Origin of the sequence: Caballeronia sordidicola (assembly GCF_002220365.1) — a bacterium.
In the GTDB taxonomy this organism is placed as follows: domain Bacteria; phylum Pseudomonadota; class Gammaproteobacteria; order Burkholderiales; family Burkholderiaceae; genus Caballeronia; species Caballeronia sordidicola_C.
The window spans coordinates 24,653-47,923 of sequence record NZ_MTHB01000034.1; the positions used below are offsets into that span (position 1 = coordinate 24,653).

The window sequence follows — 23,271 nt, forward strand, 5'->3', positions numbered from 1 at the left end:
CTTTTCGCGCCCAGATCGGGGGCGTGAACACTTCAATCGACGGCCGCTCGCCCCCTTCTTGCCGCCGCTGTTTTCGCTCTACTTTTGATCCATTTCTTACGCGGCCATTGACAGGTTTGAATCGTTCGCTAAAATAGCACTCTTAGCTGTATCGGTTGGCCCAGGTGGCGGAATTGGTAGACGCACATGGTTCAGGTCCATGCGCCGCAAGGTGTGGAGGTTCGAGTCCTCTCTTGGGCACCAACAAAAGTAGTCAGTAAGACAGTGGTCGGTAAGACAGTCAGCGTAGTAAAAGAAAACCCCGTAACGCCTTGAGCCTGCGGGGTTTTTTGTTTTTCAACGGCCGCACACTTCTATCAGAAGCTGTTTCGGGACGCACGGCTAGCGCTGGTTGCATCCTTTGCGGCCAAGACGGCATGCTCTCCCGGCGAGCGTTGCTTGACGCCCTCCGCCGGCTCAATCGCTCGATTACTCCACGCAAGCCGCTCCCCCATTCGCGACACAGCGGCACGATGCCCGTCAGTGCCAATCCGCTCCACAGCAGCCACGCCTCGCTGACAGTCAATCGACAAGCCCCCTCCATTCGAGCTCGGCCAGTGTCATATCTTCGCCACGTAGGGCGGTTACGGTGCTGTACCTACACTAATCATCTCCCTCCACGATGTCGTCGACGTCCGAGCACGGCCGCGAGAAGCGCAATGCCGCCTTCAAGGCAGCCCAGGTGAGCGTCCTGTTAAACGCGGCCTTGATGATCATGCAGATTGCCATTGGCTGGCTCGCTTACTCGGACGGTTTGCTGGCCGACGGGGTTCATACACTCGCGGACCTCGCAGCGGATGGAATGGTGCTGGCGGTCTTGCGCCTGAGCGCTACGGCAGCGCACCGAAGCGTCAACGATCAATATGACCGCTACGAAACCATAGGATCACTACTGATCTCCTTCCTCTTGATCGCGACGGGAATGGAAACGCTCTGGAGCAGCCTCGGGCACGTGGCCAGTGCAGCGACTACTTCCAGCGTTCACGCGAGCGCGCTGGTCGTCGCGGTGTTTGTCATCGTCGCCAAAGAGGCGCTGTTTCGGTACATCATGTCGGTCGCTAAACGCACCCGTTCCACGCTTCTCGTGGCGAGCGCCTGGCACGCGCGCTCGGACGCTATCTCGGCGCTGATAGCGGCAGTTGGTATTCTGGGCTGCATGGCCGGCTTGGTGATATCCGATCGCCTGGCCGCTGCGATCATCGGCATCATGATTGCGCGGATGGGCTTTAACCTCGGCTGGAAAGCCTTCAAAGACTCGTTCGATCGACCCGCCAGCGAGACTGCCGGGCAATAAATCCGCCTTTCACTCTCTTCGCTAGTAAAAGAAAGGTCGACATCTGTTTTCCGACGGCGCGTACAGGCAACGAAGCATGACGCTCTTCATGCTCGCCGCTATGATGTTGTTTTTTCCAAGGTCGAGCATGCTGCGGCTATGGATCGCTGCAATGCATCGCTACACTACTGGGCACTGACACCCGGTGTACGCGCTCACCACACAGCGCGTAGCCGAGGTCATTTACTACGCACAAGGAACATCACGAAATGAACGGAAGCGAGTTGAGCGACGTCGAATTCCCGGTGCAAAAACAACTCGAGGCTTATAACGCGCGGGATATAGAAGACTTCATGCAGTGGTGGGCCCACGACTGCGAGTACTATGAGTTCCCATCGCGTTTGCTGGCTAGCGGCGCAAACGCGATCCGCGAACGGCACGTCGCCCGCTTCAGCGAAGCCAATCTTTACGGCAAGCTCGTTAAGCGAATATCGGTTGGCAACATGGTGGTCGACCAGGAGGTCGTCACTCGCACCTTTCCTGACGGCCCCGGTGAGATCGATGTCGTCGCTATTTACGAAGTCGAGAATGGGAAAATAGCCAAGGCGTGGTTCAAGATGGGCGCGCCGAGGCTGCACACGGCTGAGGTGCGATAACCGCTTAGGCTCCCAGGTTGTCCGGGTCGGATTGCGAAAGCTGAAACACATTGCCCTCCGGATCCTGACCGTCACACATCGTGTAGGCAAAACCATCGTAGCGCTTCGGCGCACTCATTTGAACGCCTGCACGAAGGAGTTGCTCTCGTAGTGCCGCCATTCCTGACGGCATCGAGAAAACCAGTTTAGCGTTCCCACTGCCCGGCGCGAGCGGTCGGTCTCTGTAAGGCCGCCCCACCAGATGAAGCGCAAGTTCAACGGGCCCCGCTTTGAGCACCACCCATTCCCCTTCAATTTCCTCAAGTACGTCAAAGCCAAAGAACGTTTGATAGAACGACTTCAGCGCAGTGACGTCCCGGACGTAGAGAATCAATCTCGTCATTGCAATCGACATGAAGACCCCGGTAAATTGCGCTGCGATAACACAGCGCCAATCACGATAGGCGGGCTGATTGCGGTTAGCCCCAGGGCTTGCAATATTAGCCCAGCTTTGGCCAGCGTGAGGCCGCCGCGAACGCACGCTATCGAATTCCTTGTAGCGGCTTCAGCCCTCAGTACCGCGTGCCCCTTCCCTCGTCCGGAATCTTGAACACGGATACCGCTGCCTTCAGGTGACGCGTCTGCTCATGCAGCGACGCGGCTGCCGACGCCGCCTGCTCCACCAGCGCCGCATTCTGTTGCGTCATTTCATCCATCTGCACGACGGCCTGGTTGACCTGCTCAATGCCCGTGCTTTGCTCGTGCGACGAGGCGCTGATCTCGGCCATCATCTGCGTGAGGCGCGAGATTGACGTCGATACCTCGCGCATTGCCTGACCGGCGCGTTCTGCCAATGCCGAACCATCATTCACCTGAGAGACCGATTCGCCGATCAGTTCCTTGATCTCCTTGGCCGATTGCGCGCTGCGTTGTGCAAGCCCACGCACCTCGCTGGCCACGACCGCGAATCCGCGACCCTGCTCACCCGCACGCGCCGCCTCGACGGCCGCATTCAACGCAAGAATGTTGGTCTGGAACGCGATGCCGTCAATCACCGAGATGATCTCCGCGATCTTGTCGGAGCTCCTCGCGATGCTGGTCATCTTCTCGACCACCTGATCGACGACCCCCGTGCCGCGTGATGTCGCAGACAGCGCGTCACCTGCAAGGCTGTTCGCGTCGCGGGCATGCTCGGCGTTCTGGCGCACCGTCGCGGTCAACTCCTCCATGCTCGATGCAGTCTCCTCCAGCGATGCGGCCTGGTTCTCCGTGCGAGCCGACAGATCCGCGTTACCTGTGGCGATTTCATCGGCGCCAAGATTGATCGAGTCCGACGACTCGCGCACCGTCTTCACCGTGTGCGCGACGCTTGCCTGCATCGACGCGAGACCGGCGAACAAGCGGCCAATTTCGTTAGTGCCGCGATCGGCAATATGCTCATCGAGCTTGCCCTCGGCAATCCGTTCGAAGTGGCGGCCGGCTTCTTCGAGCGGGGCGACCACGCCGCGGCGCAACGCAACGTGGACGAACACGACACCCGCCGCGAGCGCCGCAAAAATCGCCAGACCGACGCCGCGGAAAAGGCCAAGCCGTGCATCGATGGAATCCAGATACGACTGGCTCGCTGCATCGCCAAACCGGGCGAAGTTTTGCTGCTCGGCGAGGTAGCGGTCCTGGAACCCTTGCGTCGGCTGGTCGAGGAACGCCTGGAGATTATTGGCGTCGAGGTACTGGGTCAGCTCACTCAATGCACCGTGATATGCCTGGAATTTTTCCTGCAATGCAGCCGTGCGCGCCCTGTTTTCATCGCCGGTTTTGGGCGCATTGACGAAGGCGGTAAACGACTTGTCCGCCAGCGCCAACTGCTCGCGCGCATGCTGGACAATGTCGACCGGTTCGGAGCCGCCGCGCGCCATGCGGGTACCGGCGCGCGACAGGTTGATCCGTGCATCCATCAGTCGCTGAGTAGTTTCATTGACCTCGTTGACTTGCTTGAGCGCGATGTTCGACAGGTTACCGACATCATCGTGAGTGGCGGTCAGCGACCAGAAACCAAGCCCTTCCGTGACGACCTGGAAAAGACAGAACACGACTAGAACGACCAAGAGGCCGGAGGAAACACTCGCTTTTTTAAGCATATTGACGACTCTTCGTAACGTTGAATTCGATATGGCCCTTCAACGTGTCTTAGGGTGTCAAACAATCAATATCTTTCTGCAGCACCCATCCACTGCACCCGTTCGCGCCAGTACGAAACTGCGCGAAAGTGTCAGCGGGTACGTATTGAAAAAGCGATTGCAGGATGGTCGTCGAGTGATCTAAGACAGCGTTGAAACCTGACAGGCTGGCCTCTTGTTAACGGCGGTATCGACGGATACTTAAGCTTGCGAAACAGGTTCGGCTGACGTTGAATTTCTTCTGAACTGACCCTAAAAATACGGCTCCTGACAAGATCTGACAGAGGTTGCAGATACACTTCTCTTCCGGCGTTATGAGAGGCACCCTCATGGCGGGCTTTGGCACAGGTAATCAACAAGCCAGCAGCTAAGCGGCTGAATGATCGAGCGCGCCTTCGGATAGATCCAGACCAGACGAAACACCCGTTTCAGCCGACAGAACCGCCTGCAAACCCAGTGCATTTTCAACAAGAAAACGATAACGATGCCGGACACCGAAAACACCGCACTAAAAGAGATCTTCAACGAGCGCCGATTCCGCGATATGGCGCTCGACATCAAAACGGTTTATCCGCCATTCGACACGCGGCGTTTTCTCAAGATCTCGCTAGCCGGGCTCGACGACCTGACGCTGATGCAGCGTCTGCGCCGCATGACTCAGGCGCTGCATGCAACCCTTCCTGCGGACTATCGCCAAGCGCTCGAGGTTCTTCGAGCGCTGGCACTGCGCATCGAGAACGGATTCGCAACGCTCGTCCTTCCCGACTACGTTGGGCAATACGGCCTGGGCGACTTCGATGTATCGATGGACGCGCTGAAGTTTTTCACGGCCTTCGGCTCGTCCGAGTTCGCGGTGCGCGAATTCCTGCGCAAGGATCTGAAGCGGGCGCTTGCCATCATGAAAGTATGGTCACGCGATGACAGCGACGCCGTGCGGCGCCTCGCGAGTGAAGGAAGCCGTCCGCGCTTGCCATGGTCGTTCCGGCTCGACGCAATCCAGGCTGATCCTTCGCTGGCTGCGCCGATTCTGGAAAACCTGCGCTCGGACGCGAGCCTCTATGTCCGCAAGTCGGTCGCCAATCATCTGAACGATGTGACCAAATCGCATCCGGAGTGGGTGCTGGACCGGCTGGCGACGTGGCCGGTCGACAATGCTCACACAGCCTGGATCGCGAAGCGCGCCCTGCGCTCCTTGATCAAGGCCGGCAATGGCCGTGCGTTAGCTGTTATCGGAGCGGGCGGCGTCCCCGATGTGAAGATCAGCAAGTTCGCCGTGACACCTCGCCGTGTTGCACTGGGCGAGCGTGTGACCTTGTCATTCGATCTTGCCTCGAAGTGCCTGGAAAGCCAGCGGCTAGTGATCGACTACAGGATGCATTACGTGAAGAAGTCGGGCGTGACGGCCGCGAAGGTTTTCAAGCTCAAGGAGTTGACCCTCGGCGGCGGCCAAAAGGTATTGATAGAACGCACGCAGAACATACGGGACTTCACCACGCGCGTGCATTACGCCGGGCGGCACGACGTCGAGATCCTGGTGAACGGGGTATGCCTCGCCAAGGGATATTTCGATCTGAGTTGCTAACGTTCATGCGTCAGAGGCAGCAACAAGCTCCTCAACCAGCGCGCGCTCCGGTCGTTGCAACGCCTCCAGATCGCGAACGCAGATCAGGAGCTGGCGCGTAGCCCAGCGGTCAGTCAACTCCACCGTGTGCACGCCCGGCGTCCCTCGATGCCGTTTCGCGGCGGTCGCCGGCACGATCCCCAGACCGGCGCCCTGCTCGACCATGCAGCAGATGTTTTCGAAGGTCCGCACCCGCGCGCGAAAATAGAACTGCTGCCCGGCAAATAGCGCCTGCTCGCCCAGATAGTCCTGCAATGCGCTGCCGGCGCTCAAGCCGATGAAATCTTCCTTGACCACGTCCCTGAGCGCGACGCGACGACGCCCACTGAGCGCGTGATCACGCGCGACGATCAGAACCAGTTTGTCGGTTGCGAACGGAAACGTCTGCAATGTCCCGTGCTCGAGCGCATCGGAAACAATGCCTATCTCCGCGGAACCGTTAAGGACGGCCTTGACGGTCTCGGTGCTCTGCCGCTCCTTCAAATCGATGTGCACGTTCGGGTTAAGCCGAAGAAATCCGGCGAGGGGACGAGGCAGGAACTCCGTTATCGCTGCAGTGTTCGCCCACACTCGAACACGCGTTCTACGGGCCTCGGAGTGCTCCCCCAGTTCACCCTGCATCCGTTCGATCTGGCTGAGTACCAGACGCGCATGGTGCGCCAACGTGTCCCCTGCCGGCGTGGATTCGACACCACGGCGGCCTCGCTCCAGCAACGGTAGCCCGAGCGCTTCCTCCATGCCGCGCAAACGCGCACTGGCAGACGGCAACGACATGTTTGCTTGAGCCGCGCCGTGCGTGATGCTGCCGGTTTCGAGGATGAACAGGAAAAGGCGCAGGTCTATCAGATCGAAGCGCATGGCCGAAGGTATTTTGTTGATCAGCCTTAGTTATACCCTAAGGCACGGTACGTATCTTCCGCATTGTGGGCGTTGCGAATCCGGGGAAAATAAGGGCAGGTCATTTTCCTGCGAAGTTTTCCTCCGAAGCACCACTGACAGCACCCATGACAGCATCAATGACCTCTCCTGACACCGCGCGCATCGCTGCCATTACGTTGACCTTCCTGCTGGCCGGCACTGTAAAAGGCGTCACCGGCATGGGCCTGCCGACCGTGGCAATGGGTGTGCTCGGAACGCTCATGCTGCCCGCCGAGGCAGCTGCCCTGCTGATCCTGCCGTCGCTCGTCACCAACGTCTGGCAGCTTCTCGCAGGTCCGCGCCTGGGTGCGCTTGTCAGGCGCTTCTGGCTGATGATGACGGGCATCGTGATCGGAACGGTAGCCGCGGCGTCGTTCATAGCCGGCAGCGGCGGCGTCTGGGCCACGACCGGGCTTGGAGCCGCGCTAACGCTCTATGCGGCCTCCGGCTTGCTGTCCTGGCACTTCACCGTGCCGCCACGGCATGAACGGCGCCTGTCTCCCGTCATTGGCGTGGTGACCGGACTTGTCACTGGCGCAACAGGCGTGTTTGTTGTACCAGCGGTCCCCTATCTTCAAGCGCTTGATCTAAAAAAAGAAGATCTCGTCCAGGCCCTCGGACTATCATTTACGGTGTCGACCGTGGCATTGGCGATCGGGCTTGCTCGGGCAAGCGCGTTCACAACCACCGATCTCACCAGTTCGCTGCTCGCCGTCGTCCCTGCGTTGCTCGGCATGTGGGCCGGTCAACGCATACGCGGCCACATCAGTCCCGCGACCTTTCGCCGATGGTTCTTTTTCTGCATGCTGGCGCTCGGTCTTCAGCTGCTGTTGCGGCATTTGATTTAAGCGTTGCACCTGGAACATGCCACCGGCTTCGACCGTCTGGGAGACCTGACGCAATGCTCTCGCCAATACTCGAAACGCTGGGCGCGCTGGCAATATTGGCCAGCCTCGCGATCCACCTTCGCACGTTTCTCGGTAGGCACCGCTAGTCTGGACGAACCGCACCCAATAGCTCGATGAATGCCAGCCTGCTTAGCGCCGTCCTGCTTAACGCCAGCCTGCTTAGCGCCGTCCTGCTTAGCGCCGTCTTGCTTAACGCCGTTCCGCAATCCCGGTCAGCAATTCGACGAGCGCGTCTGCATCGGATTCCGTTGTGCGCCACGACGACACGCTGATCCGGAACGCCGGCCTCCCCTCCCAGACTGTCGCGCCAAACCAGGCCTCGCCGGATGCCTGGACCGCTTCCCGGGCAGCAACGGTGAGTTCATCGGTATGGGCGCGAACCAGGATCTGGTTCAGCGTGACGCGGTTCAGTATTTCAAATCCCGCCTGCTCCAGACCCTGTGCAATACGACGCGCCAGCGCACAATGTTTGTTCACCATTGACGCCACTCCCTCACGCCCCAGCGATCGCAACGCCGCCCACACCGGTATTCCGCGAGCCCTTCGCGAAAACTCGAGGGTCAGGTTTTTCTGGGCGTCTCTCGCCCCGCTCAAATAGACCGCGTCGCTGTTCATCGCGGCGGCAAGTGCTTCGCTGTCGCGGCAGATTGCCATCGCGCAGTCATAGGGTGTGTTCAGCCATTTATGGGCGTCGGTAGTCCAGCTATCGGCCCCTTCAATGCCTTTCGTCAGTCCCGCATGCGAGGACGCACGCGCCCACAGACCGAACGCCGCGTCGACATGAACCCAGGCACCCGCAGCCTTCGCTTGGGGAATGAGCATGTCGAATGGATCGAATTCGCCCGTGTTGACCTCACCCGCCTGCAAACAAAGGATGGTCATGTCATCCAGCGCAGGCAAGCGTTCCGCGTCTACTTGACCATGATGGTTGACCGGTGCGAACACTATGTTCTTCATGCCGAAACCAAGCAAACGAAGCGCTTTTTTCACGGTGATATGCACGAGCTCGGACACCACGACCTTGACCTCCGGAGCACCTGTCAGTCCGTCGTTGTCGAAGTCCCAGCCCTGGCGTGCAAGCAGTACGCGACGCGCGGCGGCAAGGCAGCTTAGCGTGCACGCCGTCGCACTGGTTCCAAATCCCACGGCGCTCTCGCGAGGCAGATCCAGCGCGTCGAGCACCCACCCCGCCGCCACGCGTTCAAGCGTGGCCGCGACCGGCGAATTGTCGAATGACGATGCGCATTGGTCCCATGCCAGCATCAGCCGTTCTGCGGCAGCAGCAGCGGGCAACGCCGCGCCAATCACAAAACCGAAGTAACGAGGTCCGTTCGAGACCACCGTGCCGGGCGAACCGATGTCGTCCAACATCTGCAGCACATCTTCTGGCGCATGCCCGCGTGCCGGTAGCGGCTCGTTGAATGCGGCAAGCGCCTGCAGCGCGGCTTGATCGGGAAATACTCGTCGCGCCGGGATGGACTCGGTATAGCGTCGAGCGCGATCATCGGCGTCGGTCAGCAGTGTTAGCTCGTTCATGGACTTTTCGATTAAGGATTAGCTAGGCAAAATATTGGGTCGGCGTCACGCCAAAGGTCCGGCGAAACATTGCAATGAACGCGCTGACGTTTTCATATCCAAGGTCGAGCGCAATCGTCGTGACGGCCACGCCCGATGCAAGCATCTCCAACGCCCGCATCAGACGCGCGCGTTGCCGCCATTCGGAAAAACTGAACCCCGTCTCATCGATAAACCGTCGAGTCAAGGTTCGCGTCGCAACGCCACCCCATTGGGCCCACTCTTCCAGACGGCGGTTATCAGCGAGATTGTCGGCAAGCGCGCGAGCGATCCTGAGCACGCGTGCATCACGCGGCATTGGCAAGCCAAAGGGTTCACGCGGTAACGAGCGAATTTCATCGAGGATGACACCTGCCACGCGCATCTGCGCGTCGTCCAGCATGTCGTCGTGCCAGCTAGCCGCGCGGCTCACGGCCTCGCGCAACAGGCCGGAAGTGCGAATCGTGCAGGGTTCATCGGGAAGATCCGCACAGGCGCTTTCGGTGACGTAGACGCTCCACCCTGCAAAGGCTCCGTGTGAACGAACTGAATGCGCACGCTCCGGCGGAAGCCAGACTGCGTGGATAGCAGGCACGACCCATTGGCTGTCACCGGTTCCAACGGACAGCAACCCGCGAAGCGCACCGAAGATCTGACCACGGGCGTGACGATGAGACCCGGTGACACGCGCGGCGTCGCCGGTCAGCTCGACGGCGAACAGCACGGGGCCGTCGGCCGTAAGCGTTTTTGCAGGATCAAGAAGCGGAGCGGACATGGCCGGGAAATCCTCTGGAGCGTCTTTTATACCGCAGCGCCAAGCCTGCGCACAATATAAAAGTCCCTTTCATCGGGCGGCATGTTAAGCGCGCAAGTCATCGGATTCCCGTTATCCGCGCTCCCTGTCCACCTACCGTTGCCAAGGAGCTCCCGATACCGACGCCACCTTCCCATATTGCTGCGACGCTTTTCGCACTATTGCGATATCGATCTCACCGTCGTCGGCCAGCGCTTTCAGCGCTGCAATCACAATAGACGCACGATCCACTTCAAAGAACTCGCGCAATGCCTGACGGGTGTCGCTGCGACCAAAGCCGTCGGTGCCAAGCGTCACATAACGACGCGGCACATAGGCGCGGATCAGTTCGGGCACGGCGCGAACATAGTCGGTTGCCGCGATCACCGGGCCGCGCGATGCGCCGAGCATCGTGCCCACATATGGCGCGGGCGCCGTCTCGCCAAGACGCGCAAGCCGCTCAGAGCCCATGCCGTCGCGCTGCAACTCAGTGAAGCTCGTCACGCTCCATACCGCCGCCTCAATGCCCCAATCGTCGCGCAACATCCGCTGCGCCGCGATGACCTCGCCGAGAATCGCGCCCGCACCGAGCAACTGCACCTGCGCCGTGGCGTCCGGTTCCGTCGCAAGCGGATACATGCCTTTGAGAATGCCGTCGCGCAATGTATCGAGGTCACCGCCGGGCACCGATGGCTGCGCGTAATTCTCGTTCATCACCGTGACGTAATAGAACACGTCGCGTTGGCGCTCGACCATCTCGCGCATGCCTTCGTCGACGATAGCCGCAACTTCATAGGCAAACGCCGGATCGTATGCACGGCAGTTCGGTATCGTCGATGCCACGAGATGGCTGCTGCCATCCTGATGCTGCAGCCCTTCGCCGCCGAGCGTCGTCTTGCCCGCGGTCGCGCCGATCAGGAAACCGCGTGCGCGCTGGTCCGCCGCCGCCCAGATGATGTCGCCAATGCGCTGGAAGCCGAACATAGAGTAATAGATGTAGAACGGCAGCATGGGCAGGTCGTGCACGCTGTAGGACGTCGCCGCGGCAATCCACGACGACATGGCCCCCGCTTCCGAAATGCCCTCTTCGAGAATCTGTCCCTTGGTGTCCTCGCGGTAATACAGCATGGAACCGAGATCTTCCGGCTCGTACAACTGCCCGAGCGGTGAATAGATGCCGACTTGCCGGAACATGTTCGCCATGCCGAACGTACGCGCCTCGTCGGCAACCACCGGCACAATGCGGGGCCCAAGTGTGGCGTCTTTCATCAGCGTGCCGAACATGCGCACGATCGCCATGGTGGTCGACATTTCCTTGCCCGCCGCGTCGATTGCGAACTGACCCCAGGTTGTCATCGGCGGGACGATCAGCCCCTTCGACGCCACTCTCCGCCTTCTGGGCAGATAGCCTCCAAGGCCTGCGCGTCGTGCGTGCAGGTACTGCATCTCGGGGCTGTCTTCGGCAGGTTTGTAGAACTTCACTGCCTCGACATCGGCGTCAGACAGCGGCAGGCGAAAGCGATCGCGAAACGCCTTGAGGTCGTCGAAGCCAAGCTTCTTTTGCTGGTGCGTGGTCATTCTGCCCTGGCCCGACGTCCCCATGCCGAAGCCCTTCATCGTCTTGGCGAGGATCACCGTTGGCTGGCCTCGGTGACCCAGCGCTTTCGCATAAGCCGCATGAAGTTTGCGCACGTCGTGGCCACCGCGACGCAAGCCGTCGATATCGTCGTCACTCAGATGCGAAGCCAACGCGGCAAGCTCGGGATTCTGGCCGAAGAAACGTTCGCGGTTATAACCGCCATCGTTGGCCGAGAAGGTTTGGAACTGACCATCGACGGTATGCGCGAACGCGCGCAGCAACGCGTTCGTCTGGTCCCGTGCGAAGAGTGCGTCCCAGTCGGAGCCCCATAACACCTTGATCACATTCCAGCCAGCGCCAATGAACTGCGCTTCGAGTTCATCGATAATGCGACCGTTGCTGCGCACCGGACCATCGAGCCGCTGCAGGTTGCAATTGATGACGAAGACGAGATTGTCGAGTTGTTCGCGCGCGGCCAGCGACAACGCACCAATCGATTCCGGCTCGTCCATCTCGCCATCGCCAAAGAAGCCCCACACCTTGCGGTCCTGCGTCTTTGCCAAGCCACGGTTTTGCAGGTAACGCATGAAACGCGCTTGATAAATCGAGTTGATCGGGCCAATGCCCATCGAGCCCGTGGGGAACTGCCAGAAATCCGGCATGAGCCACGGATGGGGATACGAACACAGCCCGGGTCCCGCTATCTCCTGCCGGTAGTGCTGCAAATGTTCTTCGCTAAGAAAGCCTTCGAGGAACGCGCGAGCATAGACACCCGGCGATGAATGCGGCTGGAAATACACCAGGTCGCCACCCGTGCCCTCACCGGCGTCGGGCGCACAGGCGCGGAAGAAATGGTTGAAACCCACTTCGAAGAGATCGGCCGCGGAGGCATAGCTCGCAATATGGCCGCCGAGTTCGCCATAAGCCTTGTTAGCGCGCACGACCATCGCAAGCGCATTCCAGCGCAAGGCGCCGGCAAGCTTTTCCTCTATCTCCAGATTGCCCGGATAACGCGGCTGCTCTGCAACAGCAATGGTGTTGATATAAGGCGTGACGCGCGCCCGCGACGACTCGATACCCAGCGACAGCGCATGTTCCGCGAGGCGGTCATAAAGGTACTGCGCACGATCGCGGCCCACGTGTTCCGTGACTGCGTCCAGCGCCTGCAGCCATTCGGCGGTTTCCTCGGGGTCGCTGTCTTCTCGACCTCGGGATATCGACAGAATCTGTTCGCTTCCGCTGGATAAATCAGTCATGGCACGGCTCCGCATTGAATGAGGGAATAGCGTTGGCTTTTCAATACAGCTTAACTATTGCGCCGCAGAATGTGCCACTGATTTGCTTTTAATCAGACTCCGGGATAGTGTATTTATTCCGTGTATGCCCACTTCTCCAGAATATTCGAGCTATGACCACATCGCCTAAACGCCTGGACCGTATCGACATCGGCATCCTGAACCAGTTGCAGCAGAATGCGCGCATCACTAATTCGGAACTGGCGCGGGCGGTCAACCTGTCGCAGACACCTTGTTTTAACCGCGTGCGAGCGCTCGAAAAGCTGGGACTGTTCAAACAGCAGGTCACGTTGCTGAACCCCGAACCGCTCGGATTGCGGATCAACGTGTTCATTCAGGTCAGCCTGACGAAACAGGACGAAGACGCGCTGCGGCGTTTCGAAGAAGCGATCGGCGAGCGGCCCGAGGTCATGGAGTGTTACCTGATGACTGGCGACGCGGACTACTTGCTGCGCGTCATGATGCCGGACATCCAGTCGCTGCAGCGCTTCATCATTGAGCGGCTTACAAAGATCCCGGGGATCTCGAACATCCGTTCAAGCTTCGCGCTCAAGCAGGTGCGGTACAAGACGGCGTTGCCGCTGCCGCTGTCGGGCTTGACCTTGCACGAACCTGACGAGAACACGGATACGGAGTGGAGTTAATGGCTCGATGAACGATCCCATTGGCGTGGAAAGCGTATCGAATGGCATGGTTGCCGCAGCGCGTTCGGTTGCCGCTCGGTAGAGTCGAGGGGGTCAATCACACCAGGAGTACATGATGCGCGCTGAAGATATCCTTCCCGATCACGTCAACGAGACCACGCTTAACGGCATCGCCATTCGCAAAGGGACTGTCGGTGCTTTCATCGCCAATGCGCGAGTCTGGGCCGATCCCCTGACGCCTGAGAACGGGCGTACGGCGGCGGAGAACGATATTGTCGAGGCCCTGCCCGCGTTGCGCGCGCTTGGCTTGTTCGATTTGCTGGAGATTCGCGACCCCGGCTTAAGAGCGCTGGTCGACTCGCACTAACTCATCGAACGCACTGGCACTCCAGCGCTCCCCTGCCGAAAGTCCCGCGGCGACATTCCGAAGGCCGCGCGAAAGCGACGATCTGTCGAAGATCTCGATTCTCAAATCGATCCACACAGTTCGAGTGCGAAACTTGAGGAAGTCAAAAATTATGTTTCGAGTTCCGCGTGACTACCTAGTTTGACCAGGGATCGTCCTTCACTACAACGGCCTTCGCCGCTTGCGGACTTACCATCTCCGCGCGCATCGCTGAAGCGCCCGAGGCAGGCTGTGACGGTTGGGGCGGCGACAGCGACGGTTTGCCTCCAGGTAGCGGCATCGCGGCATGCTCTGCTGCTTCGAGCGCATCAGGCGGCAACGGCGGAGGACCGGCCAGGGTCCGCACGGGCGCGCCCGTTGATTTGTCCTTGGCCGAGCCCGTTAAAAAAATCCGCGATGGCAACGAGAAATGACGCAGCGTGAGCACCTCAAGCGGCCCGGCACCTGCGTCGCTGCGCAGTATCACCCGCAGCGGCACGCCCAAGCTTGCGTCCGGGGTCCACGAGAGCAGGTACCGAGCGCTGTCCAGCGGCGTGATCTTAGCTCGCTCGAGCAGGCGAATCAGACCGAAGCGGCCCTGTGTGTCGAACGCGGAGCGCACGCCGCTCTGCTGCGTCTGCCATTCAAGGCGCGTGATGTTCTCCAGCGATTCGCCCGGCCAGATGAACGGCATCCACTCTTCCTTCTGATTGAAGTAGTGCAACTCGCGCCCCGACAGCACGAACCTCACGTCAATCACCTCAGGCGTCGCCACTGCGCGCAGCTCGTAGCGAACGTTCGCGTCTCCAGATGGGAAGAGCACGGCGGAAGCCCGAGTAAGCGTGTTGAGTGCCGCGAGGAAGTTCGGATCGACCGTCAACGCGCCGTGGTTCGCTCCTTGCGCAAGCACCCAGCGGTCGCCCTGACGCTCGATGATGCCCGCCAATTGCGTCGTCACGAACTGGGCGATCACGCCGTTGTCTATCCGCATGAAGCGCGCCATCTCCGGCAGCGACGCGTCGTTGTCCGAATCGGCGAACGGGTAGCGGCCCTTCAGGAGACGATCCCAGTCGGAGACGATGCCGCTGCGCCAAGTGTCGTTCAGGTTCGATGCCGCAGGCTGCAGCACGACCTGCCAGGTCTGCTCGAGCGGCGCCTCGAAGAGACTGCCGAAACCGCCCCATTGTTCACCGAGGCTGGCGGCAACCCGGCTCGCATAGTCGCGGCTATCCGTTATGTCCGACGTCTTGCCTTGCAGGACGGCCTGAGCGGCTGTGCGGGACATGGCGTCAGGGTCGCGGCTCGCCATGGTCTGCTGCAACTTCAGCCGCATCGCGGTGACTCGTTCCAGGTAGCGCGGCACGCTGAGCTTGCCTGTCGCGGTGATTTGCCCCGCAGACTTGCCGTTGCTATCAGCGTTTCCCGATCCGACCAAATTGCTGCCACTCAGGCGCAGCACCGGCCCGAATGCTGCCGCAAGCGGTGCGGCGTTCTGCGGTGGTGCGACCTTCGAGGGGTCTTTTTCGTCAGCACCGACCAACTGCTGCGCCTTGCTTATCAGCGAATCGGAAAGGGACTGAGAAGCCGCGCCCGCGCTTGCCTGATACACGATCACGTTCACTAGCGCCGCGAGCGGCGAGCGCTGCGGATCGGCCAGCAAAGTCAACTGGTCGATCGTGCCCGAGAGTGTCGTATCCGGCTGCCAGCGGATGCTGTTGAGGAACTGCTGCCACGCGCTCGCGTAGTCGGCGAAATACCGTTGTCGCAGCTCGGCTTTGAGCGACTCCGTTGACGCCGTGATGGCCTTGGCGTCCGACATCACCCAGTCGCCCGCAACGGTGCGGTGCTCGCTCGCCTCATCGATGGCCTTGGAAATGCGCTCGTCCCAGGCCGCGCGCGTGAACACGCCCGCCACGGTTGCCGTCGTATTGAACAGGCCTCTGCTGCTCGTTTCCCCCAGCAGCGTGGCCAGCGACATGGGCGGGTACTTGCTGCGGTTCTCGTCGAGAACCTGCTGGTAGATGACGTCCGTCGAGTTCTGCAGACCGATCACACCAATGATGGTCTGGCGCGTCGCGTTGATGAGCGACGCGTCTGGGGTGATCGCACGCAAGGCGCCATCCGGGCCGGCATGCTCGCGCAAGTGGTCCGTGTAGAACCCGATAAGGCGGTGGCGCAGATCGTCCCAAGCGCCATCGCTCAACGTTGAACTGGCAAGGCGAGCGGGCTCATCCGTTGCGAGCAGTTGCGCCTTGAGGAACGGCGCGTCCGCATGCTCGGGTCTAGCGAGCATCAGGTACGTTTTGAGCGTCGCGTAAGCGCCTTCTAACTGAGCTTTTCCGCCGCTGGCAATTTCTGCATCGGATAACGAAGTGAGTTGCTGTAGCTTGCCCTCAAGCCGAGTCTGGATCGGCTGAATCAGGATGCGGCTGCTCGCGATTCCGTAGGCAGGCCAGAGCGCCGTGAGCAGCGCCTCGTCGCGGTTTAGACCGAAACGCGTGTACCACGGTGCGCCGTCATGTTGACGGACTTCGAACGTGTCGATTTGCTTTTGCAGGCGATTCAGAGTGAGTGCGGACTGCGTGCGATCGTGCACGGTCGAGAACTGGGTCAGCGTGTCGCCGGCGCTCTCGATCGTGGCGCGGTTGTTCACACCGGACACTACGGCGCCCGTTATCCAGATTGCCGCCGCGCCAGTCAGGAGCCACGCGGTGGTCATCGACAACGAGAATCCGACGCGGCGGCCGTGGACCCGACGGCTGTGAGCGGCGATGGTCTGCCAGACGCCCCGAGGAAAATCCCCTTCGGTCGCGATATGCGGCTCAGCGGCACGGAGTTTGTCTTGCAAGGCGTCTGCGGTGCTCTTGGTGGATAGCGGCGCGAAGAGAATGCCCTGCACTGCATTGCGCCAGGTTCGCGACTGGCTGATCTGCGCAACCAGCCCTGACAGGGCACTGCCGTACTGCGCGATATGCTGCGATAGCTCAGCGGGATACCGGTCTGCCCGGCTCTTCATAAGACGCAGGACGCCAGCATCGGCGAGGTTGTCGGTGAGAGCGCGCAGCGAGGCATCGATGTTCTCCGTACAGGCTCGCCCAGACCACGTGCAGCCAATCGCCTCATCTGGACTCGATGTTTCTCTTTTGAACTCGGTCGCGTTGAGCAAGTAGGCAGGCGCGGCCCAGCGCAGCGCACGGGCGTTGCGCGCGAGCAGTTGAGTGGTCCGCCCGGCGTCGAATGGCTGTTCGCTGGTGGTGGCGGCCTGTACGACTGCCACGATCGCGTCAACCGGACGCCAGCGGCGCAAGCGGCGGATTCGGTCGAGCCATGCCGTGTCTACCTGTTCACCAACCCGCGTCGCGTACAGCAGGACGGTGTCGCCCGAGATCGTGTAGCCGTTTTGCGCAAGCTCAGGTGAGAGGCGCTCGATGAGCGGTTGATCTCCAGTAACCGCTATCCATCGATCCCGGTATTGCCACCAGCAGCCGTGACGTTCGCGAAGAATGTCGCGTAGCGCCGTCGCCCGATCGTGTGTTTTGTTGTCTTCGGATGTGCCGCTCTCAACACCTGCCCGTTTGTCCATATCGAAGCGAGCTAACCATCGTGCCGCTCTCAGGGACGCGATCCAGAGCAGAACCGCCTCAAAGTATTTCACGAATATGATCGACAGCAGCAGGGCACTTAGCAGGCACAGTTCGACGACGATCCGGATTTCGAGGGACCATCCGTGACGCGCCCCCTCAACCCATGCTGCGATATCCAGCGCGACGAAGATGATGCCGATCGCGATGCCAATGAAAAGCCCGACAGGTAGTGTTTTATGTTCGTTCATATCGATTTTCTGCACACGAGGGCGACCAGCTCTCCATCGTGATGGCTCACGACTAATTGCGGATCGCCGGTCGACCCGGCATTCGCGGCTGCAAGGGCGGTCGCGAGCCATGCGCCGCCTCCCGAGCAATCGCCTACCGTCGTCTCAAGTGCTATCCACTTCGTTTGTTCGGGTAACGCGGCCGATTTCCTGATGGCGCTTGCCTGCTCGCTGGAAACGCCATGCACCCATGCCGTGCTCACCTGTTCGATGGTCGTCTCACCCCAACGGGCCGCGAGTCCAGTTGTGTTGGCGATTGCATCCAGGCCGCCTCTTGCAGGACGATGCAGACGTAGCGCCGACAGTGTTGCCGCCTGCGCAAGGCGCGGGGCTCCCACCAGCAGCGCCGCACCCATCTCCGCTACGCTGTCACCTAACATTTGGCTAATGGCATTGCGAAGCTCGATCGCAACGACAAGATGGGCAACACCGCTGTCCCTATCGTCGAGCCATGCGTCGGTGGTGAACAGCGGAACCCCTCGTTCGTTTTCTACGATCTCCACGCTGAGCGCAGGCGCGTTCTTGACGAGCAGATCTCTTAGTCGCGTTTGCACCACTGCGAACTCAAGCTTCGAACGCAAATGTAGCTCGACGTGAAGCGAAGTTCGCGATGGCAAGGCATTAAGCTGTTGGGTGATGTCGCCGATCAGTCTCTGCAGGAGCCATTCGCAGACGGCTTTGTGTCGTGCGTATTCGTCCAACTCATTGCCGGGACAAAACCGCTTATCGGGAATTTCGATCCAGCGTGCGTTCACATCGCTATCAGGCATTGCCGCGCTCTGCCGCGTTTTAACTTGCACGGAACCGTCGCGGACACTCTGCAGCAGATTGTCTGCATCGTTAGAAGCGAAACACCACGCAGTGCCCAAGATCGCAAGCGGCACGCTCGCCACCGCGTGGCACGACTGTTCGATCCGCTCACTGACGCGATTGTTCGCAATCGCTCCACTACGTCGAACGTAGCCGTAGGCGAGCCACAAGCAAAGCAAAAGCGCCCACAGGAGAAGCGGATAGCCGGCTACGCAGATCCAAAACGACGGGGTATTCGTGGGACGGCCCGGTGGCCACAGGGTGATCGTCAGCGCGGGGCCTGCGCACATAATCATCAGCAACAACGCAGCCCAGAGGGGCTTTAATGGTTGCGGCGGAAGCGGCACAGTTACCCGCGGCGGAATGCGATTGAAATCGACGGGCATCAGTTACCGAACCTGTGCGCCGTCTGACGAACCGATAAGGTACGCGCCACATTGCGTGTGATCACCCTCGCGCGAAAGCGGCGTGGCGCCGTCCTTCATGCGGCCGCTTCCTTCGGTGATTTCGTTGTCGCCGTGGATCGGGCAGGACACCTTGTCGCCAATGCGCGCGGCACGCCGTCCCTTGACTTTGATGCGGTCTGAGCCGGTGAGAATCTTTCCGCCGTGGCTCGTGTCATCGCCTTCGTATGCTAGTTTCTTCATAAAACCCTATGATTTGTGGACTTCTGCTAAAAACCTATTTGCAAAGAATCTTTTCAAAACACGTGCATCGCGTAAAAATAATTTGTATCAACCATGTGTATAGTCAGTAACCAAGCTTATCGAGCGCTGATCGAATGGATGCAGCATCTTTATATGGATAATGCACTTGCTTTTTGCCAATCATGCTGCCCCATCCTTCTCCGAGTTTTCTCATGATGTCGAGTTGAGGCATAAATGGTTTACTCGGATTTTTTTGTGTGTATCTATACACATAAATCTTGTAATAATCGCCCTGGAGGTCCGATGCCCACGAGTTCGTAGACCATTTCACCAGCACGATCACGTCTTGCCTTCTCCGGTAAAAAACCGTAACGATGTCCGGACTGCTACCTTCTATCTCGTAGTTATCGATGACTCGTGGAATTTGGCTTTCGCACATCCATCGTAAATTTACTGAGTGATTGGACTGTCCTATTGCTGGTTCTCCGTCCGGCAAAGCGCGAAATTCCAGGTCGCATCCTTCCTCCATCTGTTCTGCGGGGATTTTATGGAGAATGGATCCGTCACACCATCCAGGTACCGGCCATGCAACGGCGAACGCAAAAAATAGCTGTAAAATCCGCATTCGATTGCCATGCTCGTTATCCATTTAACGTCAATCTCCGTTTTTTGACCGCAAGGAAGATATCTCTGGTTAATCACCGGCAATGCCCGCTTTGCAGCATTTTCTGGCTGCCGAAGGTTTATTTTGACCCTATGCTTCGATAACTCTCTTTGGTGATGTCATCGTATGCATTTCGGCGAATGGAGGCATCGTTGCTACATATCAGATTGGATATTTTCCTCTCTCCCCTGTATACAACAATGCCAGCGGAGAATGCAGGACCATCCTCAGTCTTGACAGTCTTATCATATAGATAGTAGGTATACCCGGATCGCGAAATCCGAATGTGTGCCTCTCCGCCGCCGGCATATGGGGTATTAGAGAAATAAAAACTCTGTCCCTTAGATATGCCGCGATCTGAAAGCTCCAGATTAATCTGGCTACCAACACCATTTCGGTATGTAAAGATGCCTGAATCCTTGGATCTGCATAGTGACGAGACTGATTTCGGCATCTCGCAGTTGAATATGATAGCCTCATTGTCCTTGCATATTCCTTCGGAATGAACGCCTGAAATGGCAGCTAAATTAATTAACGAGATGAGGACAATTTTAATTTCGTTCACACCTTCCACCGGCTCTCAAGGTCGACCGTGGAACTAGTTCCGTCCGCTGATGATGACCGTCTAATATCAATTAGTTGCATCCGGTTTATTGCGCAAAAATCTCTTAACGTCTATGGCAGTTTTATACCGAAAACGCGACTGTCGGCCACCATCGTAGCCGTCTATTCCCGTCATTGCGTCGCTTTCCGAAATCTTCTTGTTTTCTAGCAATGAACCGTCCGCGCCCGTTTTATATGCATAAATTTGATACATTTTTCCATAAGTCCCAGCCCCTCTGTTATTGATAGACCACGAAATAATCGTAAAAATGTTGACTTGACTATGAAGTTTGAAGAAAAACAAAGAATCGATCGTGGGAGCAGAGCCTTCGATAGAGTACCGAGCAAACTCTTCCCTCCGACATTCTCCGTCGATTGGGCGATACATGATCAACGTTACGGGGTGTGCATCATCCGCATTCTCAATCGCGACACGTGAATTTTTATATATTGATGTGGCATCAAATATGTTCCTTGACCGCTGTACGTCCGGACACCCAGCCGTCTCGGCATTCACAAATCCTCCGAACATTACGAAGGAGGAGAAAACTATCATCAATCGAAAATTTTTGGTAATTTGCATGCTATGCCTCTTCGATTTGAAGACCAAGAATTGACTCAACCCTATTGAACGAATTTTCCTATCCTTGTAGAAGTTTCGCAGCCGAAACAGAGCACGTCACTTGCATCCGCAACTGAGCTTACGCTGTTAATCACAGTCCACCACGCGCACATTCGATCCCTTATGCAATGTCGATCAGCATCGAAGAATACTCGCACTTCCTCGGATGAGGATCGGGGACTACGTTTTTAGTGTTTGAAACTACCGCCTTCGCCATTAATCTCATTCGCGATCATTGGATTGATATGAACTGAATCCATTTATCGATAACAGCACCATTTATCCTGACATATTCAATTCGTGCCCAATCCTCAGACTTTTCTAGAATCTTGACCGCGTCGCCTCTTACCAAATACATTTTTGTTTGTGTTTTAGAGTCTGGAATATCATAAAGATAGGCTTTGTCAACTTTAATTGTCACCACTTGGTTCAGGTTTGCACTGATGGCTGTCGTGGCGAGTTTTTTTTCAATATATGTGGCATCGGAACGATCGCCCTCTTTTCTTAGCTGGCGAGCGATTAACGTATAAGAATTTTTGTTGCTCGGCGTCGGTGGTTCACATACCATTAAATTTGTGACACCCAAATTACTAACGAGATACTGTTTAATCTTTGCGGCGTCATTAATTTGCATAGATTTCACAAATTGACCCCATAGGTCGTTAGCCCCAGAGAATTCGGAATCGATCATAGGTTTGGTGGCGTTGTATCTGTATCCAGCTACCACCCAAATGTCCGACTTTTCGGACCAATCCCCACCACAAAGCTCGCCGGTTTGCATGCTAACTACGCATCCTGATGCAATATTTAGTACCGGACAGTATTGCTTGCTTGAGTTTTCTGCCATTCCAGACGGGCCGGGGTCCACGACTCCGGCTCGCAGCACGTCCAGAACTGCGTACTTGCCCGATGGGGAAATTCTCGGCCCATATCCCCGTGCAAAAATCACTCCACCCATTGCGGCGAAAAACTCCATTGGAAACAGGGGAGTCTGGCTTCCATACGCGTCTACGAAGACCGCCTTCTTCCACCCAGGCCCGAAGGTCTTCTCTTCAACGTGTTTTAGTGGTTGATCAAAAATCAGGGTTGATCCGCTTCGAAATTCTATTCGTGTTTTGTCGACGTTCGTATCGGTTCGTGCTTGCACCGGAATCCACGCACTCGGTACGAGTGTGATAATCAATGCTGCACAGATTTTCTTCCATATACCAATTCTATTAGTCATCGTCACAACTTAAGCCATCTCGCTGCATAGCGTCATCGGCCGTTTTTAATTGACGGATAAAGGATTTGCCGGTGGAACACTTATCCACACTCCACGCGCTCTCGGTTCGATTCGATTGAGCACGAAAAGGCCGCTTGAGATGCGATTTTTCCCAATTTCCAAAAAATTATATAAATCGCCATGGCGATATCCGATTATTTCGATATTTTCTTTTTTCCCGACGTAGGAATAATTTCCTGTCAAGCAATTTCCGATTGAGTCAATTGTATAATTGACGGTAAATTTATTTTTTATTTTTGCCGTGCCCACTAATCTAGTTGACGCACTGAATTTCTTCGAATGACACGCTAGATTGCCATTTAGCATAATAATAATATTATCAAGGTCAGAAGTTAGCATATATTTTGCACCACTTATCTTGGGAATTAGTTCATATCCCACGATAGAGAAGAGCAATTTATCTTGATTAGTGAATACCATGATTTTTTCATTTTTTGCATCGGACACCCCACCTTCACTACATCTGGCGACTCTATAAGGAGAAACCTCTAGGCCGACCGGGTTAGCGCAGACGTTCCGTGGGATCGACTTCAACCAATTGTATTTGTCCGTATAGGCAATGAGACCATCATCGTTAATGGCCGAATGAACATCGAATTTCTCAAGCTCGATCTTCTGGCAACTTTCTCCAACTGACCGGATTTCATCAACCGCGTCGTACACAGTTTTGTAGACGCAATCAATATGCGGCTTCCCGCCTATCAAACTTATCGGTGCGATGACGTGGAACTTATTTCGCGATCCTTCCGAGTCAATTTCGAGAGCGACGCCGTCCCCTGCCACAGTCACTAACGCGGACGTTAATGAAGATTCGTTGACGACGAGATTCTCGTATTTGCCAAGCAATTTGCCGTCTTCATAGAATAAAACGGAGCCTGCATGTGCGCGCTCCATGCTAAGTGTGACGAGTAAACGAATTTCAAAATATGGGGTCTGACAGGCAATGCG

The 23,271-nt window shown here is 57.6% G+C and carries 19 protein-coding genes and 1 tRNA gene; 7 read left to right on the forward strand and 13 right to left on the reverse strand.

All coding sequences use genetic code 11. The annotated features are described in order from the left end of the window. Window positions 1-158: 158 nt before the first annotated feature. The 3 genes from BSU04_RS05585 (at window position 159) to BSU04_RS05595 (ending at window position 1,968) form a co-directional block, all read left to right on the forward strand. Window positions 159-243, forward strand: a tRNA-Leu gene (locus BSU04_RS05585). A gap of 418 nt (window positions 244-661) precedes the next feature. Then, window positions 662-1,333, forward strand: coding sequence for a cation diffusion facilitator family transporter (locus BSU04_RS05590; protein ID WP_089159671.1), 672 nt, complete (start codon window positions 662-664; stop codon window positions 1,331-1,333). A 248-nt stretch (window positions 1,334-1,581) separates the two neighbouring features. Next, window positions 1,582-1,968, forward strand: a complete 387-nt coding sequence (locus BSU04_RS05595) for a nuclear transport factor 2 family protein (RefSeq protein WP_089159672.1) — start codon at window positions 1,582-1,584, stop codon at window positions 1,966-1,968. Window positions 1,969-1,972: 4 nt separating this feature from the next. Here the strand turns inward: BSU04_RS05595 and BSU04_RS05600 are convergent, their stop codons facing one another. Beyond that, window positions 1,973-2,362 (reverse strand): VOC family protein, encoded by a 390-nt coding sequence (locus tag BSU04_RS05600; RefSeq protein ID WP_089159673.1) that lies wholly within the window; start codon window positions 2,360-2,362, stop codon window positions 1,973-1,975. A 157-nt stretch (window positions 2,363-2,519) separates the two neighbouring features. Beyond that, complete coding sequence (locus tag BSU04_RS05605; RefSeq protein ID WP_089159674.1) at window positions 2,520-4,085, reverse strand: methyl-accepting chemotaxis protein; 1,566 nt, start codon at window positions 4,083-4,085, stop codon at window positions 2,520-2,522. Window positions 4,086-4,608: 523 nt separating this feature from the next. On the opposite strand from BSU04_RS05605, the gene BSU04_RS05610 reads away from it, so the two are divergent. After that, window positions 4,609-5,706: a DNA alkylation repair protein gene (locus tag BSU04_RS05610; RefSeq protein ID WP_089159675.1), complete on the forward strand. Its 1,098-nt coding sequence runs from the start codon at window positions 4,609-4,611 to the stop codon at window positions 5,704-5,706. 3 nt (window positions 5,707-5,709) lie between these two features. On the opposite strand, the gene BSU04_RS05615 is transcribed toward BSU04_RS05610, so the two are convergent. Next, a complete protein-coding gene (locus tag BSU04_RS05615; RefSeq protein WP_089159676.1) occupies window positions 5,710-6,603 on the reverse strand; it encodes a LysR family transcriptional regulator in 894 nt (297 codons plus the stop codon). A gap of 158 nt (window positions 6,604-6,761) precedes the next feature. On the opposite strand from BSU04_RS05615, the gene BSU04_RS05620 reads away from it, so the two are divergent. Next, entirely contained in the window at window positions 6,762-7,511 is a 750-nt protein-coding gene (locus BSU04_RS05620) for a sulfite exporter TauE/SafE family protein (protein ID WP_089159677.1), read from the forward strand. Window positions 7,512-7,760: 249 nt separating this feature from the next. Here the strand turns inward: BSU04_RS05620 and BSU04_RS05625 are convergent, their stop codons facing one another. From BSU04_RS05625 to mdeB, 3 genes are all read right to left on the reverse strand, one after another. Beyond that, a complete protein-coding gene (locus BSU04_RS05625) occupies window positions 7,761-9,107 on the reverse strand; it encodes a pyridoxal phosphate-dependent decarboxylase family protein (protein ID WP_089159678.1) in 1,347 nt (448 codons plus the stop codon). A gap of 22 nt (window positions 9,108-9,129) precedes the next feature. Continuing rightward, window positions 9,130-9,900 carry an AraC family transcriptional regulator gene (locus BSU04_RS05630; RefSeq protein ID WP_089159679.1) on the reverse strand — a complete coding sequence of 257 codons (771 nt, stop codon included), beginning with the start codon at window positions 9,898-9,900 and terminating at the stop codon, window positions 9,130-9,132. A gap of 132 nt (window positions 9,901-10,032) precedes the next feature. Continuing rightward, a complete protein-coding gene (mdeB, locus tag BSU04_RS05635) occupies window positions 10,033-12,753 on the reverse strand; it encodes an alpha-ketoglutarate dehydrogenase (protein ID WP_089159680.1) in 2,721 nt (906 codons plus the stop codon). 152 nt (window positions 12,754-12,905) lie between these two features. On the opposite strand from mdeB, the gene BSU04_RS05640 reads away from it, so the two are divergent. Continuing rightward, window positions 12,906-13,436: an Lrp/AsnC family transcriptional regulator gene (locus BSU04_RS05640; protein ID WP_089159681.1), complete on the forward strand. Its 531-nt coding sequence runs from the start codon at window positions 12,906-12,908 to the stop codon at window positions 13,434-13,436. A gap of 115 nt (window positions 13,437-13,551) precedes the next feature. Continuing rightward, window positions 13,552-13,803 carry a hypothetical protein gene (locus BSU04_RS05645; protein WP_089159682.1) on the forward strand — a complete coding sequence of 84 codons (252 nt, stop codon included), beginning with the start codon at window positions 13,552-13,554 and terminating at the stop codon, window positions 13,801-13,803. Between the two features lie 175 nt (window positions 13,804-13,978). Here BSU04_RS05645 and BSU04_RS05650 read toward each other — a convergent pair whose 3' ends face one another. From BSU04_RS05650 to BSU04_RS46245, 7 genes are all read right to left on the reverse strand, one after another. After that, window positions 13,979-17,653, reverse strand: a complete 3,675-nt coding sequence (locus BSU04_RS05650; RefSeq protein ID WP_089159683.1) for an ImcF-related family protein — start codon at window positions 17,651-17,653, stop codon at window positions 13,979-13,981. Continuing rightward, window positions 17,650-18,888: a hypothetical protein gene (locus BSU04_RS05655; protein ID WP_089159684.1), complete on the reverse strand. Its 1,239-nt coding sequence runs from the start codon at window positions 18,886-18,888 to the stop codon at window positions 17,650-17,652. Before BSU04_RS05655 ends, BSU04_RS05650 begins: the two co-directional genes overlap by 4 nt. Window positions 18,889-18,891: 3 nt before the next feature. Beyond that, entirely contained in the window at window positions 18,892-19,149 is a 258-nt protein-coding gene (locus BSU04_RS05660) for a PAAR domain-containing protein (RefSeq protein ID WP_089159685.1), read from the reverse strand. Window positions 19,150-19,252: 103 nt separating this feature from the next. After that, a complete protein-coding gene (locus BSU04_RS05665; protein ID WP_089159686.1) occupies window positions 19,253-19,798 on the reverse strand; it encodes a hypothetical protein in 546 nt (181 codons plus the stop codon). A 646-nt stretch (window positions 19,799-20,444) separates the two neighbouring features. Next, window positions 20,445-20,999: a hypothetical protein gene (locus BSU04_RS05670; protein ID WP_089159687.1), complete on the reverse strand. Its 555-nt coding sequence runs from the start codon at window positions 20,997-20,999 to the stop codon at window positions 20,445-20,447. Between the two features lie 271 nt (window positions 21,000-21,270). Continuing rightward, window positions 21,271-22,263 (reverse strand): hypothetical protein, encoded by a 993-nt coding sequence (locus BSU04_RS45220; RefSeq protein ID WP_144021130.1) that lies wholly within the window; start codon window positions 22,261-22,263, stop codon window positions 21,271-21,273. Window positions 22,264-22,308: 45 nt separating this feature from the next. Then, window positions 22,309-23,271 (reverse strand): hypothetical protein (locus BSU04_RS46245; protein WP_179258215.1); only part of this gene is annotated, 963 nt, incomplete at its 5' end.

Bases quoted from the DNA above. Each gene is read 5' to 3' on its own strand.
- BSU04_RS05590 (WP_089159671.1), top strand. From the start codon at position 662: ATGTCGTCGACGTCCGAGCACGGCCGCGAGAAGCGCAATGCCGCCTTC.
- BSU04_RS05595 (WP_089159672.1), top strand. From the start codon at position 1,582: ATGAACGGAAGCGAGTTGAGCGACGTCGAATTCCCGGTGCAAAAACAA.
- BSU04_RS05600 (WP_089159673.1), bottom strand. From the start codon at position 2,362: ATGTCGATTGCAATGACGAGATTGATTCTCTACGTCCGGGACGTCACT.
- BSU04_RS05605 (WP_089159674.1), bottom strand. From the start codon at position 4,085: ATGCTTAAAAAAGCGAGTGTTTCCTCCGGCCTCTTGGTCGTTCTAGTC.
- BSU04_RS05610 (WP_089159675.1), top strand. From the start codon at position 4,609: ATGCCGGACACCGAAAACACCGCACTAAAAGAGATCTTCAACGAGCGC.
- BSU04_RS05615 (WP_089159676.1), bottom strand. From the start codon at position 6,603: ATGCGCTTCGATCTGATAGACCTGCGCCTTTTCCTGTTCATCCTCGAA.
- BSU04_RS05620 (WP_089159677.1), top strand. From the start codon at position 6,762: ATGACCTCTCCTGACACCGCGCGCATCGCTGCCATTACGTTGACCTTC.
- BSU04_RS05625 (WP_089159678.1), bottom strand. From the start codon at position 9,107: ATGAACGAGCTAACACTGCTGACCGACGCCGATGATCGCGCTCGACGC.
- BSU04_RS05630 (WP_089159679.1), bottom strand. From the start codon at position 9,900: ATGTCCGCTCCGCTTCTTGATCCTGCAAAAACGCTTACGGCCGACGGC.
- mdeB (WP_089159680.1), bottom strand. From the start codon at position 12,753: ATGACTGATTTATCCAGCGGAAGCGAACAGATTCTGTCGATATCCCGA.
- BSU04_RS05640 (WP_089159681.1), top strand. From the start codon at position 12,906: ATGACCACATCGCCTAAACGCCTGGACCGTATCGACATCGGCATCCTG.
- BSU04_RS05645 (WP_089159682.1), top strand. From the start codon at position 13,552: ATGCGCGCTGAAGATATCCTTCCCGATCACGTCAACGAGACCACGCTT.
- BSU04_RS05650 (WP_089159683.1), bottom strand. From the start codon at position 17,653: ATGAACGAACATAAAACACTACCTGTCGGGCTTTTCATTGGCATCGCG.
- BSU04_RS05655 (WP_089159684.1), bottom strand. From the start codon at position 18,888: ATGCCCGTCGATTTCAATCGCATTCCGCCGCGGGTAACTGTGCCGCTT.
- BSU04_RS05660 (WP_089159685.1), bottom strand. From the start codon at position 19,149: ATGAAGAAACTAGCATACGAAGGCGATGACACGAGCCACGGCGGAAAG.
- BSU04_RS05665 (WP_089159686.1), bottom strand. From the start codon at position 19,798: ATGGATAACGAGCATGGCAATCGAATGCGGATTTTACAGCTATTTTTT.
- BSU04_RS05670 (WP_089159687.1), bottom strand. From the start codon at position 20,999: ATGCAAATTACCAAAAATTTTCGATTGATGATAGTTTTCTCCTCCTTC.
- BSU04_RS45220 (WP_144021130.1), bottom strand. From the start codon at position 22,263: ATGACTAATAGAATTGGTATATGGAAGAAAATCTGTGCAGCATTGATT.